Origin of the sequence: Providencia sp. JUb39 (genome assembly GCF_012272845.1) — a bacterium.
GTDB classification, from domain to species: domain Bacteria; phylum Pseudomonadota; class Gammaproteobacteria; order Enterobacterales; family Enterobacteriaceae; genus Providencia; species Providencia lanzhouensis.
The window spans coordinates 275,452-291,060 of record NZ_JAAWXD020000001.1 but is presented as its reverse complement, the minus strand read 5'-3'; the positions used below and the strand labels follow the sequence as shown (position 1 = coordinate 291,060).

General features: G+C 39.8%; 18 protein-coding genes. 10 read left to right on the top strand and 8 right to left on the bottom strand.

Annotated features, from left to right (window positions below):
* Nucleotides 1-8 precede the first annotated feature (8 nt).
* From HFU86_RS01290 to HFU86_RS01280, 3 genes are read left to right on the top strand one after another with little or no spacing between them, the layout of a single operon-like run.
* Nucleotides 9-539, top strand: coding sequence for a spore coat protein U domain-containing protein (locus HFU86_RS01290; protein WP_187128568.1), 531 nt, complete (start codon nt 9-11; stop codon nt 537-539).
* An 11-nt stretch (nt 540-550) separates the two neighbouring features.
* Complete coding sequence (locus HFU86_RS01285; RefSeq protein ID WP_132496818.1) at nt 551-1,099, top strand: fimbrial protein; 549 nt, start codon at nt 551-553, stop codon at nt 1,097-1,099.
* A gap of 13 nt (nt 1,100-1,112) precedes the next feature.
* Nucleotides 1,113-1,649: a fimbrial protein gene (locus tag HFU86_RS01280; RefSeq protein ID WP_187128567.1), complete on the top strand. Its 537-nt coding sequence runs from the start codon at nt 1,113-1,115 to the stop codon at nt 1,647-1,649.
* 6 nt (nt 1,650-1,655) lie between these two features.
* Here HFU86_RS01280 and HFU86_RS01275 read toward each other — a convergent pair whose 3' ends face one another.
* From HFU86_RS01275 to HFU86_RS01245, 7 genes are all read right to left on the bottom strand, one after another.
* Entirely contained in the window at nt 1,656-2,333 is a 678-nt protein-coding gene (locus tag HFU86_RS01275; RefSeq protein ID WP_187128566.1) for a fimbrial protein, read from the bottom strand.
* 69 nt (nt 2,334-2,402) lie between these two features.
* Nucleotides 2,403-4,019, bottom strand: a complete 1,617-nt coding sequence (locus HFU86_RS01270) for a fimbrial protein (RefSeq protein WP_108478645.1) — start codon at nt 4,017-4,019, stop codon at nt 2,403-2,405.
* A gap of 25 nt (nt 4,020-4,044) precedes the next feature.
* Nucleotides 4,045-6,540, bottom strand: a complete 2,496-nt coding sequence (locus HFU86_RS01265; RefSeq protein ID WP_187128565.1) for a TcfC E-set like domain-containing protein — start codon at nt 6,538-6,540, stop codon at nt 4,045-4,047.
* 19 nt (nt 6,541-6,559) lie between these two features.
* Nucleotides 6,560-7,243 carry a hypothetical protein gene (locus HFU86_RS01260; protein ID WP_132496815.1) on the bottom strand — a complete coding sequence of 228 codons (684 nt, stop codon included), beginning with the start codon at nt 7,241-7,243 and terminating at the stop codon, nt 6,560-6,562.
* Between the two features lie 95 nt (nt 7,244-7,338).
* Nucleotides 7,339-7,947: a common pilus major fimbrillin subunit EcpA gene (gene ecpA, locus HFU86_RS01255; RefSeq protein ID WP_108478643.1), complete on the bottom strand. Its 609-nt coding sequence runs from the start codon at nt 7,945-7,947 to the stop codon at nt 7,339-7,341.
* A 163-nt stretch (nt 7,948-8,110) separates the two neighbouring features.
* Nucleotides 8,111-8,431: a helix-turn-helix domain-containing protein gene (locus HFU86_RS01250; RefSeq protein WP_187128564.1), complete on the bottom strand. Its 321-nt coding sequence runs from the start codon at nt 8,429-8,431 to the stop codon at nt 8,111-8,113.
* A 732-nt stretch (nt 8,432-9,163) separates the two neighbouring features.
* Complete coding sequence (locus HFU86_RS01245) at nt 9,164-9,646, bottom strand: cold-shock protein (protein ID WP_181477794.1); 483 nt, start codon at nt 9,644-9,646, stop codon at nt 9,164-9,166.
* Between the two features lie 159 nt (nt 9,647-9,805).
* Between HFU86_RS01245 and HFU86_RS01240 the strand changes: the two genes are divergently transcribed.
* On the top strand, nt 9,806-10,504 hold the full coding sequence (locus HFU86_RS01240; protein WP_187128563.1) for an RluA family pseudouridine synthase: 699 nt from the start codon (nt 9,806-9,808) through the stop codon (nt 10,502-10,504).
* A 4-nt stretch (nt 10,505-10,508) separates the two neighbouring features.
* Here HFU86_RS01240 and HFU86_RS01235 read toward each other — a convergent pair whose 3' ends face one another.
* Nucleotides 10,509-11,048 carry a DUF2058 domain-containing protein gene (locus HFU86_RS01235; RefSeq protein ID WP_036950360.1) on the bottom strand — a complete coding sequence of 180 codons (540 nt, stop codon included), beginning with the start codon at nt 11,046-11,048 and terminating at the stop codon, nt 10,509-10,511.
* Between the two features lie 617 nt (nt 11,049-11,665).
* On the opposite strand from HFU86_RS01235, the gene HFU86_RS01230 reads away from it, so the two are divergent.
* The 6 genes from HFU86_RS01230 (at nt 11,666) to HFU86_RS20035 (ending at nt 15,599) form a co-directional block, all read left to right on the top strand.
* Entirely contained in the window at nt 11,666-12,127 is a 462-nt protein-coding gene (locus HFU86_RS01230) for a helix-turn-helix domain-containing protein (protein ID WP_230082482.1), read from the top strand.
* 380 nt (nt 12,128-12,507) lie between these two features.
* Entirely contained in the window at nt 12,508-13,050 is a 543-nt protein-coding gene (locus HFU86_RS01225; RefSeq protein ID WP_132496812.1) for a type 1 fimbrial protein, read from the top strand.
* A gap of 84 nt (nt 13,051-13,134) precedes the next feature.
* A complete protein-coding gene (locus tag HFU86_RS01220) occupies nt 13,135-13,860 on the top strand; it encodes a fimbrial biogenesis chaperone (protein ID WP_187128562.1) in 726 nt (241 codons plus the stop codon).
* 43 nt (nt 13,861-13,903) lie between these two features.
* On the top strand, nt 13,904-14,395 hold the full coding sequence (locus tag HFU86_RS01215; RefSeq protein ID WP_255425918.1) for a fimbrial protein: 492 nt from the start codon (nt 13,904-13,906) through the stop codon (nt 14,393-14,395).
* Nucleotides 14,396-14,417: 22 nt separating this feature from the next.
* On the top strand, nt 14,418-14,999 hold the full coding sequence (locus HFU86_RS20040; RefSeq protein ID WP_187128560.1) for a fimbrial-like protein: 582 nt from the start codon (nt 14,418-14,420) through the stop codon (nt 14,997-14,999).
* 21 nt (nt 15,000-15,020) lie between these two features.
* Nucleotides 15,021-15,599: a fimbrial-like protein gene (locus tag HFU86_RS20035; protein WP_187128559.1), complete on the top strand. Its 579-nt coding sequence runs from the start codon at nt 15,021-15,023 to the stop codon at nt 15,597-15,599.
* Nucleotides 15,600-15,609: the final 10 nt, after the last annotated feature.

Below are 15,609 nucleotides of genomic sequence, written 5' to 3'. Positions count from 1 at the left end.
GATTTTTTATGATCAAGAGATCTCTATTCCTTTGTACTGTATCGTTATTTTCTATTTATGCTAATGCAACAAGCTTTGCGACCAACGTAACAGGCGGGACAGTCACCTCGAATATTAAGATGACGGTCAAGGCTTCTTGTGCCGCTTCAGTTGCAGATATCGACTTTGGCGAGCAATCTGTCAGTGACATTAAAAATGGCAAAGTGGTTGAAAAACCGATGACGATTGCAATCACTTGTGATGCGACTTTAGCATCTTATACGATGGCATTAACCTCGGCTGATGGCGTTGATTCCACAAAAAGTATTTTGAAGACCAAACAAAATACCACTATAGGTTATCAGTTGACATGGAAGACCGCTGAAATGGCTCCCATCAATACTCCCGTTTTGGTTGATGGCGTTGCAAAAGCCCCTGTCACGAAACCCACAACACCTAACGTATCCATTCCTATTAACGTAAAACCCGTTTTACTTGGTACGACGGGTTCACCAGGAGCCGCCAGTACAGCATTAAATATTAAGTTAACATTCAACTAGTTGAGGTGACTATGCGCAAATCTATTTTGCTCATCAGCGTATTGATTTTTACGCATATCAATAGCTATGGAGCACTCACCAAACAGTCATCCATGGTTGGTCAAGAGCTGGCATCGCAAATTAGGATGAGTGTGAAAATTGCCACTTGCTTGCCAGCAACGATCGATAATATTGCTTTTGGTGCATTAGATAGCGCAACTGTTTTATCTGGCGAAATAGAGGGGCATACCACGCTATCATTAGATTGCTCAGGAACCATAGTTCCACAACGTGTTTCACTCTTATTTGAACCCGCTACCCCTCATTTAACCATGGGGGCATCTGGCTATATTGGATCTGTTAACAACACTCTTGGTTATTTAGTCGCATGGGAAGATAGCCAAGTTGGAAATATTGGTGCAGGTGTACCAATGGGAAAAGAGCTTTTACTTAAAAAACCCACCGCCTCATTAATGAAAGTGAAACTGAAAGTAAAACCTATTGCACTACCCATTGGCAGCAATAGCGTGACTCTAGGCAGTGGGAGCACCCACATTACAATCAAAATAAAATACCTTTAATGTGAGCGAATTGATGAATAAAACACTTTCCTTCTGCTTTCTTTTCATGCTGATGAGTGGCTATCCTCTACATACCGTTGCCGATGAAATTTTACCGGACACGGTTCTGAGCATCTCGCTAGATATCGTCAATATCACTTGCGATATTAATGATGGGAAAGGCTTCAATAAAATTGTCGATTTCGATGTGATCAATGAAACCGATTTACTTGCAGGAAAACAACCTGCTGTAAAAACGCAATTTATTGTGGATTGCAATAAAAGTGGCTTTAAGCCTAATAACATAGATATTAAAGTTTATCCTGGTGCTCAAGGGGCTCTTAATAATGGTGTTGGTGGTGAGTTGAAAACCAACTTATCTGGTGTTGGAATTTATTTATCTTGGATGGATAAGAGTCCTATTGATTTATCTGGAAAAAACCAACGATTCAGTGCTAATGGTAATAACCAATTTGATATTAGCTTTTTTGCCAAGCCATATGCTCAATCACCAAGTGTCGAAAAAGGTATCATGAAAAGCAGCGTTATTATTAGTGCGCTCTACAAATAATAACGATTACTCACAGTTACCCACGGCGTAATATTTATCAAAAATCACAATGTACTTACGACTTTTCTTGGTTAAACGTGCATCTTGATACGTTTGATTAGGTAGCAAGTAAAGGACGTAAGGCTCGGTATCATCCTCTGCATCACAATTGTTATGCAAAAGCACTCTAAAGTAGGTATTCCCTGTATTTTTCAGCACGCCTGCATTTTGGTCGAGCGTATATTTAAAATCAGGTTGTTTGGGCCTCACGACGAAGTACGTTTCTAAACTGACCGTTGGGTAAAACAGCGGCTGTTTACGTTGCTCATGATCATTTTGCATTTCAAGCGGTGTTTCACTAATGATGATTTTGTAATAGCGTTCTTGGTTGTCCGCGGTTCCGCGATAAAAAATTTTAAAGAATTCCTGCTCTCCTGGTAATAAAATTTTCTTCAGTGGGGTAAAGATAATTTCCCCATTATGAATGGCTCGCCCTTGTTCATGGCTGCCCGGTTTATCAATTTGATACGCGCTAAAATTATATAAATTGGTCTTTTTCGTATCGTTAATATAGGGCTTAGAAAAAAATTCTTTATCGGAATCCATCGAAGAGATATCCGAATTAATGTAAAGCGCATGAACGCTAGCATTAAACGAAAACAGTGTGCATAGTAATAAGAATTTCAGCAAAGAATTGAGTTTCATAATTAACCTGTTAGCGCTGAAGAAAAAGGCAACTGCATACTGAATGAGTCGCCTAAAAAATGAATTAATTTATTGAATATCGGGCCCTGTCCAGATGGCTTTTACTGTCACCGTTCCGCTCGCTGAGACTGTCCCTAGCCAATCAATGCCGTCTAACGTAAAGAAAGAATTCGCCTCATTCATTGGGAATAACAGGTCTAAGTTGGTGCGATAAAAGGAACCTAAATCTTCATTTGGTCTTGCCCACGGCGTCTCTTCCCATAACGCATTTTTGAGGGAAATTTCATTGCTATCGCAACTGGCTCGGTAAGACTCTAAGCTTCCCGTGTGATTTTTAAATGACAAATACGCTGAAAATGGCACTTTGAATTTGTCATCATTTGAGCTAAATAAGCAGTACGATTGCCCTTTTAACGTGGTGCTTGGACCTTCCACTTTGGCGGTGATTGAATCTGCCTGCCTTGGTCCGCTGGTCGTCACAATATAATTAAATTCAATTGGCGGCTCTTCATTACCCACTTTCCCGGTTTTCGATTGATTCGGGTTAAAGTCGGCAGGGATAATACTGATCCCATAATCTCGAGGTTTAATAATCAGATAGTTCGATGGAGTAAACTCATAGAACCCTGATTGAGGCAGTGGAGATTGAAAAGCAAACGTATAAACACTATCCGCCAAGGTCACACTCGAGTTAGGAGAAGCATCAACAATGGATTTCAAATATGTATTCGATAGGAACACTTCAATAAAATTCGAGCCGTTATTAAATATTTCCGACATATTGGTGGTTGATGACCAGTTAGTCCAACGGGTACTGTTACTCCCTTTATATTGGATTAATGCAGCTCTAGGCGCCGCCGTCAGACCCAATTTTTGGTGATCGATATACATACGGACGGTAAATGACCCACTGATCGATGAACCTTTCGTTTCCAATTCAACGAGCTGACAAATAACGCCAGAAACGTTTCCAACAATTCCCGTAGTACAAAAGTTTGATCCCAACCCAACCGTTGGGTTGCCGTTACTATCCACGAAGACTTCCTGCAAAGCCCCCGTTCCCTTCAGGATAATATTTCCCTTTTTATTCGTTGGAATATAATGCTGCTGAGTCGAGGTTCGCCCGCCGCTGGTCATACAGGTCGAATTACTCAGGTCATAATCATCTCGACTCGTACAAGTTCTTAAATCAAACGTGTATTCGGTTCCCGGCGGTAATTCTGCAATCCAACGGTAAAATGATTCAGAAAAAATGGGTCTAGAGTATCCGGATTCTCCGGGTGTTCCTGTTTGCTGAATTTTATATGCACCATTATCCCGAAGTTGTTGAGCTGACCAATAGGATGTTGCAGGGCAATTTCGGTTGTTTGTCATACAACGGTTCCCCACAAATGGTTGGTTTACAGGGGAGTTTTCTAGCCAAATATCCCCTATATTATAGGTCGAGCTAAAAGGGGTACCGGTATACCCCATATAGCCTAAGCTTAATTGGCTATTTCGTTGATATTTAGTAAAAACGTTGGATCCAGAAAAGCGAGGGTCAACCCTGTTGGCAACGATAAAAAATTCGTTATCAATCTGGTTCTCAACAATGACGTATTCCTGCAATGGTGCTGTCGCTGCCAATGCATTTGACGTGAGTACCGCCAGTGAAAAACAGAGTGCTGATGTCGATAATACTCGCATGTTTTATTAACCTTAAAATTGAGAGTTAGCGTTTTGCTAATGCTTCTTGAGGCTCACAGGTCACCTCACCGACCCATAAAGCACCGCGTGCGCCTTGTAGGTTTAAATCGGCTTCGCAGATCGTTTTCTCATCTTCTTGCAATAACGAAATTACGGGATAGCGCACATCAACGTCCATGGAGAACTCCCCATTTTTATCGGTTTTTGTTCGCCCTATATGGTTACGAATCGAAGCATATTTTATGTATTCACCATCTGGTGATTTAAGCCGTCCAAACACCGTGACCAACTGACGAACCTCAGGTTGATAAAACGCGATATTGCCGGGATACAGCGTGACGGATTTATTGCGCCCAGAGACAATGTCAAAACTGTCTTTGGACTTCCCATCATTCATTAACTGGATGTCGTAATCTGAATACGGTGACAATGGAATAAAGGTATTTTTTCCGCTGATTGGGTAGTTTTGCCCATTCACCTTCGCCACCATGCTACCGGCACCTTGAATCTCAGAATTAATAATTACCCCTGATTTTCCTTGATTGCCGCTTGGTGTGATCATGCCGTTGCTATAAGCCACCGATCCGCGAGAGGTTAAGTTACCGTTCAGTCGGTCACCATCCGGTCGGTTAATCGTAACGGTGCCCGAGTTATATTTCATGTCATAAGAGGCGTAAGCCAGCGTCGAAAAATCTGATTCGCCATTATCTTTGTCACGCACCAACTTAGAGACTGAAATTCCCGCATTGGTGATCGGCGAGTTTTCAAAACTCTTGTTGGCATAAATATTGGCTTTCATGTTGCCGTTCGTGGAAGAAACGCCCGTGCTTAACCACGTAGACAGCGGTAATGAGAAATCCAGATTCACATATTTTTCGTTGGTACTGTTTTGATTGTCATAGTGATAACGCTGCACACCGGCTCTGAGTCCAACTGTTCCATAGCGTCCAGAAAACAGCGTATTTGCATATTCGTAGTTAATTGAATCACTACCTACGCGACGGTCTTTGGTATTACTGATCGTGAATGAACCCGCCCTATCAATAATCTTGTCGAAGTTAACTGTTGCGCCATAGGAATAGTTATCCGCATCGTAAAGCGGCAAATCTCCTTCGACCACCGTTCGCTCTCGTGATGCCCAAAAGGAACCATAGCCTTCAGGAAGACTGACAGAAATTGTCCCAATGTTGCGATGGCTGCCGTGGTTTTCCAGCATGCCCTGCCAAGAAACCGAAATGTAGTTATTAATCGACGCGTTAATGCTCGTTTCTTGAACCAGGAATTTATCAAAACCATAGTTTGACATCTGGAAGCGTATCCCCGACAGCACGGGGAAGTTATAGGCGAATGACGCGCCCGCTAAATAACTTTTCTCTGGAGCTTGGCTATGACGATCTTCGCCACGGACATAATTCCTTTTATCGAAATCAACATAGCCCCCGTACATTTCCCAATTCAGTTTGTCGAAGTTTCCTCCGATTGCCCCTAAGGATTTATTGATGGTTTGATTTTGAGTGGTGACCACTTTCCCATCAACAACCGTTTCGATAGTAACGTCATAAATACCAAAAGGCAGTGTACTGGTGTCTACCTCAAAGTTACCCATTGGGAAGTTTTGGATGTTAAGAAGCTTACCTTGACGATAAATACGAACTTCGCCAGGGCTATTTAAGAAGGCATAAATAGGGGTCAGTGACTGCTGTTTATTATTGACCACACTCGCGGAGTTATTCCCGATAGTGACCGCATAAATTTTGCTGCTGCTCAACGCAGTTAAACTCGCAATGGATTGTAAATTCCACGTACTCATTAAACCCAATGCGACACGCAATCCATTAAAATCACGCTCATACATCGCTCGATATAATTCAACATTCGCATTGGATTTACCGATGCTATAAGCCGATGCATTAATATTAAAATGGTGCTCTGCTGCGGCAAATAACGCGTCTAAATTGAAATAGCTACTGGAGCTATTTTTTGCATTTTTTACCTGACTTTGGAATACACCTAAATCATAGTTTGCCACTGCCGAAAGTGAATTAACGGATGAATCACCTAATACAGAATGCCTTGCGTGAGTTTTCGGTGTAAATGCAGCTTTATCAACATCTAATGATAAATTGAATGACGAAATATTTAATTTCAGCACTGCATTATTGTCGATAACGATACCATTGTTATCATCAAAAATGGCATCTTGTTTATTTTCAATTTTATCAACTAGCAAACTATTCAGTTGCGGACCTTGCGTACTGTCAATGAGGTGAATACTCGATAACTTAATTTTACCTTGGTCAATGACAATAACTGCATCCGCGATTTTATCTTCGCTTTGGTTTTTTTTAGCATCATCACTTAATCGTAGAAAAACAGGCACAGACATTCCTTCTTCCAATGCACTCACAAATGCCGGAGGAATAATGTAACCACCAATTTTAATACTCTTCATCTCACTAGCATGAATGGTGTTTGAAAAAAAAATGCTTAATATTGATAAAGCAATAACACTCTTACGCATGATTAAAGTCCGTTATTAATTATTTGACGACAATGAAATCTCCTTTGTGCCAAATACCTACGCTAGATTTTTTATTATTAAGATCGACAAACTGTAGTTTCACAGCTAAATGTGGCATGAGGTAATAACGTTCACGACAAATACCATCCACGCTATATTTTTGTTTTTCAGGTAAACATGGCCCTGATGCCACCACACGAAATGAACTATTCCCTATATTGGAAACTTGAGAGTTTGCATATTGGTAATTAAATTTTTCAATCCTTGGTGCAACAACCAAGATGGTGCTAATGGTCGCTGACGTTGTCGCTGAGGCAGATTTTGCACTTTTTGTTACACCGCTTTCGCCAATAGGGTCATCTTTCCAATTTAATCGGTAATAACGTTCTTTATCGTCTTTGGGACCTTGATAAATAATTTTAAAAACATCTTTTGCTTGCCCCGGCAAAATCAGATTAGCGGGGGTTGATAATATTTCGTTCGGATCCGTAACGGGAATAACTTTTCCATTCTCAAGTGGCGAGTCTATTTTCTCGATAGTTAAATTAACGAGCCTTGCCGTATTAACTGTATTTTCAATTTCTTTTGCTAATGAGTCTTCATCTGACGATATGATTTCAGTAATATTACCTACATTAACCGCCAAGCTCATTTTTATTGGGAGAATAGATAATAAAGCTAATGCTAGTGTTATTTTTTTCATAATTATTAATTTTAAAAAAGATAACGATAAAGATAATATTTCCCTATAGTATCTTTATCGTGAAAATTAGTTATTCACTAAGCGTAAATAATCAATTAAGGAGCTGGTGTGAAAGTACCATCCCAAGTTGCAGTGAACTGAACTTTAACATCACCATCCCATGAACCGTCGGTCAGTGCTTTGAAGTCTGTCGCTGCACCAGCCGCTTCCGCGCTAGCGATAACGAAGGTGAACTCACCACGGTCAGTTGCACGCTCTGAACCATTGTAGATACCATCTGCAGCTAAGTTATCTAAACCTGATGTTAAGCCTTTTGAAGTATCGATTAACACAGTGTCAGTCGTTTTATTCAGATCTTCACCATTCCATTTAACGCCAACAGTTAATTTAGAATCATCTGTTGTTCTCGCTAAAGTGTTAGAAATGATTTTTGATGCTAATTTAAAATCTGTTGCACCTGATTGACCTTGAATAGCGATATCAAATGCGCCATTTTGTTGGTTAAAGCTTTTCTGACCTTCTGCATAGTTAAATGTTAAGCTTTTTAATGGCGTAACAACCAGCATACTTGTCGTATCTTTAATTGCGGTCGCTTGCCATGTTGCTGTCGCTTGAGCAGTACGAGTGTCAGCATTAGCAACTGTAGCAAAGGAAGCAGCAATAATTGTTGATAGCAAAACAGATGCCATTTTTTTATTTAACATGTTGTTCTCTCTATTTAATATCCATGAAGAAAAATTTAATTGCATAGCATAAAAAACACATTCATTGTGTGTTTTATAAAAAACAATCGAATTTCCCAGAGAATATGCTTAATAAAATAACCAGAATTAACTGATTATTTTATTTCTAATTTAAGAGGAAAAATTAGCAGTTATTTATGATGGTTTTTGTTGAGTAATTTCCCCAGGAAGTATATTTACTCGCACTTCCTTTATTACCCATTCTTTTTTCAGAGTCAGTATCTTTTTCGACATATTTAATGACATCGACCCATCGTTTATCTAGAATACTTAAAAAAACATCAAGCTGATCTAAAGTAATCGCAGTGATTCCCATTTCATATCTTGATATCTGTTGCTGGCTGATTCCTATTAATTTCGCCAGTTGCTTTCCCGTCATGTTCTTTTCTTTACGTGATTTTCTTAAAAAAGCTCCCACCTGACCACTAATTATATTAGATTTCATTAACCACACTCCAATATAAAGAAACAATTTATTTAATTTCCATTAATAATAAATACATTAAAATAAGAGTAAAAACGTTTATACCGATCGAACAAGATTATTTTGATAGGTACTACCTATCAAATAGTAATTTATTGATCGTCGGGCTTTATTAAGATACAACGAGTGCGAGTACACCTAATATGATAAGTAGAATTAACTAACTGATATATATTAAATAAAGCTTTGTTCAATTTATTTAATATATTTTTTATTTTTTTAAAATAAAATTTACGTAGGAGGAGTAAAACTCTATAAAAACGAGATAAAATACATCATTTATTACAACAAATTACAATTTGAAACAGCTAAATTGTTTTTTGCAAAATAAAAAACCCATGAGATGAGTAATATACCAATATAAAAATATATTTCTACAGCTTAATTCGTTATTCCGCAATAATTTTCATTTAGATTATCAACTTAACAACAACTAACCCGCATCATAATATTTACAATCCAGATTGTATGCCATAAAGGTACTATAAATTGGACGTATCAGAATGCGATTCGCGCATATATTAATACATCTTGCTTAATATGTAGCGATGGCTTATTAAAAATATTATCTTTTTAGATCGTTTGTTGATTTTTCATTCAAATTTAGGAAAGGGTATCGTAGATAGTGCTGGAAAAGCATTGCCTCTAAAAGAGAGGCAATGGAATTGGGGGATTTTTTAATTCAGTCGAAAGCTATTTAACACCTTTAAGCTGTTTCATGGTTTCATCCACGTCAATCTCATCTTCAGAGAACGTTAATGTTGTTCCATGCTGGGTTTCAATAATTAGCTTTTTCAGCGCTCGAGTTGCTCCCGGCTTAATATTCGTTTTAGGTTTAATACTGTTCATTAGTGCACCAATCGATAACACGGTATTTTCTTTATCAATACGTGTATCTGCAGGAACATCTTCATAATAGATACGGAATGATTTGATAGCCGTCAGCTTAATGCGCTCGCCAGCAATATAGATATATTTGCTTTCAGGGATCACTTTAACCGCAAAGGCGGATAAGCCTTTATTATTTGTGGTCGGCTCAAACGTAACCGCCGCCCCTTTTTTAATCAGTTCTGGGTTGGCAACTTTAATCACATGAAAATAACGGTTATCCCCGTTTTCATCTTTGAGAAACCCAAAACCTTTATCTTCAAACCACGTTGTGATTGTTCCGTTCATTGCCATACCACCCTCTATATTGACTCAATTTCACAGCGCGCAGTATAAAACACAATGCCTGCCCAGACTATGCCTTTAGTTTTACACACCCAATAACATTATCGTCAGATAGCGCAAAATTGGGTATTATCCATAGCCACTTTTTATCTGGATAACCTGATGTCGACGATTATTGATACCTTTATTGCGCCCCCTTGCCATGATGACATTGAAATCATTGAGCAGGATGAGCACCTTATTATTATCAATAAACCTTCAGGGCTACTGAGCCTCTCTGGAAAGAATCCACAAAATCTCGATTCAGTACATTACCGGCTCGTTCAATTGTTCCCTGAATGCACCCTAGTGCACCGCCTTGATTTTGGTACTTCTGGTGTCATGGTCGTGGCTCGCAATAAAGCCATAAATGCAGAGTTATGCCGACAGTTTAGCCAGCGAACCGTGACGAAAGCCTACAGCGCATTACTATGTGGGCATGTGGAAAATGATCATGGTGTGATAGATGCGCCGATAGCCAAAGATCCGGCTCTGTTTCCCCGAATGTCGATTTGCGTGACTCACGGTAAACCGGCACGTTCCAATTATCAGGTAATTGAGCGGTTTTATCGTGAGCTAGACGATGGACGTAAGTTACCACTGACGAGGGTGAAATTTATTCCAGAAACAGGACGAACCCATCAGCTGCGCATTCACAGCCAACTTTTCGGTCATCCTATTTTGGGGTGCGATCTGTATGGAGGCATACTGCCTGCAGATATTGAACCTGCGCCGAGGCTGATGCTGCATGCCAGTGAATTGAATTTTATTCATCCGATAACTGGAAAACCCATTCACGCACACAGCAAAAGCCCGTTCTAAACAACTACCACATTAAATCGTCAGGAATTTTAAAATCTGCGTACGGATCGTCTTCATCCTGCTCTTCCTGACTCAAGGCGTTATTTAATACGATGCTGCTTTCATCACGTTGAGCGATTTTATCCGCCACACTCGCAGGAATAATTGCGTAAGTGCTCATTTCTGGATTGTCAGTCGCTAAACGCGCAATAGCGAGACGGCCGCTAATAAGTTGGTTTTGTGTTGTTTTGTCGACGGTCACTTGCTTGATGAGGTTATTATCTGTGAAGTTAAAGCTGATATCGCCTTTCGCCACATCAATTTTGTTCATCTCAATCAGCTGCTTCACCTGAGCTTTATACTCTTTCGTCAGTGCCGCTTGTTTTTGTTGATCGCTCAGTTGCTTATCGCGCTCAAGCTGTGCTTTTTTATTCTCTTCTACCGCTTCTCTGGCTTCTCTAGCCTGTACTCGTGATTTTTTCGCTGTGCGCTGTACCTTCGCCATTTTTTTACTGGTGACGAGTCCTGCTTGGAGCATTTGCTCTTGTAAGGTGAGTTTTGCCATGTTGGTATCTAAGCCTGTTGAATGAAATTGGAGAGATTATACCTGCAAATTCGATTTCTTTTCGGTTACTTTTGCGATTCTTGCTTGATGAGTGATGGAAACATCATGTCATCAATTCCCATCAAAAAATGTCGGTATGACCAACAATAATCTGAATTTGTTTCAACCCCATAAATAAAACCCGCGTCTTAAATGAATGTGTCATTTTCAATACATCTTAAAGTGATCTGAATCACAAACATCAACAACTTAAGTCAAATTCAATGTCATTAAATGTAATCGAAATAACATTTCGACATATTTTGTATATTTCATTTTTTGAATTCATAATTGTTACTAAGCATGTCTTGAATGATGCATAGCCTATACATCTGAATTTTATTGTTATTTTTATATTCCTCATTGTTACGTATTAATATTCTTTGATTTTTTAAAATGTAACTATGAAAATATATTTTTGACGACATATAAATCTAAAATCACCTACAAAAAAGAATTATAATAGAATTTATCGCTACCATATTAAGCCGCATTAAGCCATATTACGAGTAAGGATATCGTAACCTTTTGTAATTTATTTATTTTAACAAACTCACATTGAGGATAATGTGTAAATCATGCTTTGGTTGGAAATATTGTCAAATTTCACCCTATTGTTTTTTACTCTTAATTTGTTTAAAAATAAAAACAGATATGTGCTTACGCATTTGTTTTATTTAATATGTTTTGAAATTGATTCTTATTTAAGGTTTATGATGAGTTTGAAAAAAATAGAGAGAATTACAGAATCATTTTCTCAAGCTATCGCAGATGAAATTGCAAGCTTAAGAAGGAAAAAATTATTATCAGGTAGACAATTAGGCTCACTCATTGGAGTTTCCCAACAACAAATTTCACGCTATGAAAATGGTATCTGTGAAATAACTTTATCTACCTTATGTCTTTTACTTCATTATTTGGGTGTATCTTTAGAATCGTTCTTCTTCTTTGTTTCTGAACGCATAGAAGCCAAGGAACCAGAGCTTTACGATGAGTTTAATTTATTATTTGAGCAACATGGCGCTCTAATTTCAAAATAAATCACAGTGGATTAATAACACTAAATTAGCGTTTAATTTAAAATCATTTAAATTAAAGCTTATTATCATTCATTCTCAATTAAAAAAATAATTAATTGAAATTAGTGTTTTTTAATCTATAAAAAACAGTTTTAAAAACCCACTCCATATGGGTATTTTCCATTTGTTTTAATCAATACTTCTAAAATAGCTTTATTTAAAGCTATTTATTGTTTTTTTATTAAAGAAATTAAATCAGTGAAAAATCATTGTAGATGCGCTTGCTGTTAGTTTAATGAGCGCATCTGTTTTTACTGTGAATGTGGGTAAAGATATCACCACTTTCACAGATTTCTTGAAGTATGTTTTATTTCGTTTTTTATATATAAAGGAATTTCAATATGGCTTTTAAAAAATTAGCGTTAACAACATTATTTGCTGGCGCTTCCTGTGTAAGTTTAAACGCAATGGCAGCACCTTCTGCAGAAGTGACTCTGCAAGGGATCCTGACCAACACAACCTGTGAAGTCACCATCAATGGCGGTAAATCAGTCTTAAACGTGGGTGTTTTAAAAACGTCTGTGGGTGAAGCAGATTCAGATTTTGCCGCTGTTAATGCAATGTCCTCTACAACCGTTGAGATGCCAGTGACTTTAGTCGGTTGCACCAAGGGTGAAAACGGCAACCTGATCATTCAGGGTATTACTTCAGTAGGTAACAACGAACGTAACCTCTTTGTTTCTGACGATTCGAAAACCGTTGGTTTTATGATTGAAAACGAAGCGAATAAAACTGTCACTAATGGCGAAAAAATCGCATTTAACATTGGTGCAGAAAATACTGACGCGCAATACACCTTCAAAGTTGGTATGGCAACGACAACAGATGCACCTGAAGCAGGTTCCTACAGCGCACCCATCTTAGTGGCTTATATCGTTGACTAATTCGATTTAATTAACTCAGTCGATTGAGGTAAGGCGGGCTCCGTCTTACCTATATTCTGCCACGAAAACTATGAGGATAGACAAATGCGAAATAACCGATTTATGCAAGGGATCTGCGGTGGCTTGCTATTGCTATCAGGTTCATCGATAGCCGGGATCGCTATCGACACCACTCGAATTATCTTTTCAGAAAGTGATAACACCACCGGAAAAAGCGTGGGAATTACCAGTTCGAGCCAATCACTTACGCCTTATTTGGTCAAAGCACAGATTTTGAGAACCCCCTATGGCGACAATGGTGAGACTCCCTTTATGGTGACGCCATCGTTATTCCGACTAGAGTCTGGTTCCACGAATCAAGTCCGCATAATGAAAAAAAATGTGGCGCTCCCACAAGATAAAGAATCTGTTTTTTATTTTCGTACCGTCGCCATGCCGACCAGCGAAAAAGGATTGAATACCCCACAAAATCATATTGATGGTGCCGTACAAGTGTCGACGGGAAACATCATCAAGCTGTTTTATCGCCCGAATCAGTTAGGCATGACCCAGCCTCAAGCGATGAAATCACTGAAATTTTCGAGTGTAAATAATGGGGTTCAAGTGTCCAATCCGTCCCCGTACTACATCACCTTAGACAGCGTAAAAATTGCCAATAAGCCCGTTTCTCTGAGTACCAAAAAGGGAAATAACATGATTGCGCCGTTTAGCAGCATCACCTATTCCCATGTTCAACGACAAGGCTCGGTTGAATGGAAAGCCATTAATGACTATGGCGGAAAGGACGAGTTTCATGCGCAAATTCAATAAATTATGCATGTTTTTTTTCGCCGTGTTACTTAACGGATGGCACATGGCACTGGCCGAAAATACCGAGATTAGAGCGCTCATTACCGATGATGTTGGGTGCGAAATTCGCATTCCTAACTCATTGCAATTTACACCAATGCGCACATCCGATTTTCAAGGCGCAGTGACCACGCATCAAATTAAGCCCTTGAAAGCGCAATTTATCTGTGTGGATAAAACGGGAAATCTCACCCCAAAAATTACGTTACAGGGAAATACCCCCTATAACGAAAGCTCAATTTTCTTGGATGGAACCCCAAATAGCACAGGGTTTATGTTACGCCTCAGTGATGGCACGCCGCTCTCCCTGAGTGATTTTTATGACACAAGCAAAGCCTTTAAACGCGGTGAACAGATTGCCTTAACACCACTGACCAAAGAGAACCATCACCAAACGGAAGAGACTTTTCTCGTGGGTTTAGTGGGGCCCGTGGATGGGGAAGCCATCCCCGGTGAATTCTCAGCCTCATTGACGTTTAACCTTATTTTTCAGTAAGACCTAAAAATAGGAAATCATCATGACACTGACTAAAAAGTCACTCTATTCCCTGTTCATTCCCACCGCATTGTATGGGGCAAGTCTGGGGCAATCCGCGATGGCGGCTACCACAGCCTCCACCAAAATCAGTGCCAGCATTGTCGGTGGTGGCTGCCAAATTACCGCCCCCCCGACGGTTTCGATCCGTAACGGGGATCTTATTCCTGCTGAAGATATCACCACCACCAGTGATATCAGCGAAACCTTTGATCTCACCATTCTGGGCTGTAAAGGTTACGGGTTAACCCCCTCGATAACCATCCAAGGAGATACCGATAATGCCTCCGGTGAAGCGCTGTTTGTGAGTCCCGGCAGCACCAGTACAGGCTATGGCATTTTATTATCCACAGACGGTAACAGTAATTTTAATCAAAGTGACAACCTGGCAACGGATAAAGAAATTAAGGCACTCACCACCACAAACTGGGGTAAAACCTTTGCCAGCACATTGGATGGAAAAATTCCCCTGAAAGCAACCGTCAGTTGTGGAACCTGTACCGCCGATGGCTTACAAGGTGGCGAGTTAACCGCCTCACTAACGTTTAATTTTATCTATCACTGATTTTGAAGGCTGTTAATAACAATGATACGAAAACTTTCTTTCTTCAGCGTGATTGTAGGGTTGCTATTACCAGCCAGTGAATTACAGGCAGGCAGTGCCTCAACCACCCTCTCATTTTCCGCTTTTTTTTATGGCGGTAGCTGCGATGTGACGGTGCCAAGTACCGTCACGTATAACAATGGCGCACCACTGCCCTACGATGAAATTCTGAAAAGTCCGCAACGTAGCGGATTCACGTTAACCCTCTCAGGGTGCCAGGGCTATTTTTTAACACCCAGAATTGCGGTCAAAGGGAACACATTCACCGCGGATAACAATGAACCGCTGTATGCCGATGCATCCAGCACCACAAAAGGCTATGGCTTTAAGCTATCCACCACGGGGAATAAGGTTTTCAATGCCAATGACAATACGGCCAAATCCGGCAATGAGGTCATTACCATCAAAACATGGCCACCGGGTGGAACCAGCGATGTCGCAAGCTTAAACAGCTCGCTTGATTTTACTGCCGAGCTGGCCTGCGGCACCTGCACCGCCAGTGACAATTTACAGAACGGTGAACTTATCGCAACCGTCACGTTTAGCTTCGTATATGACTAATTGGGTAATC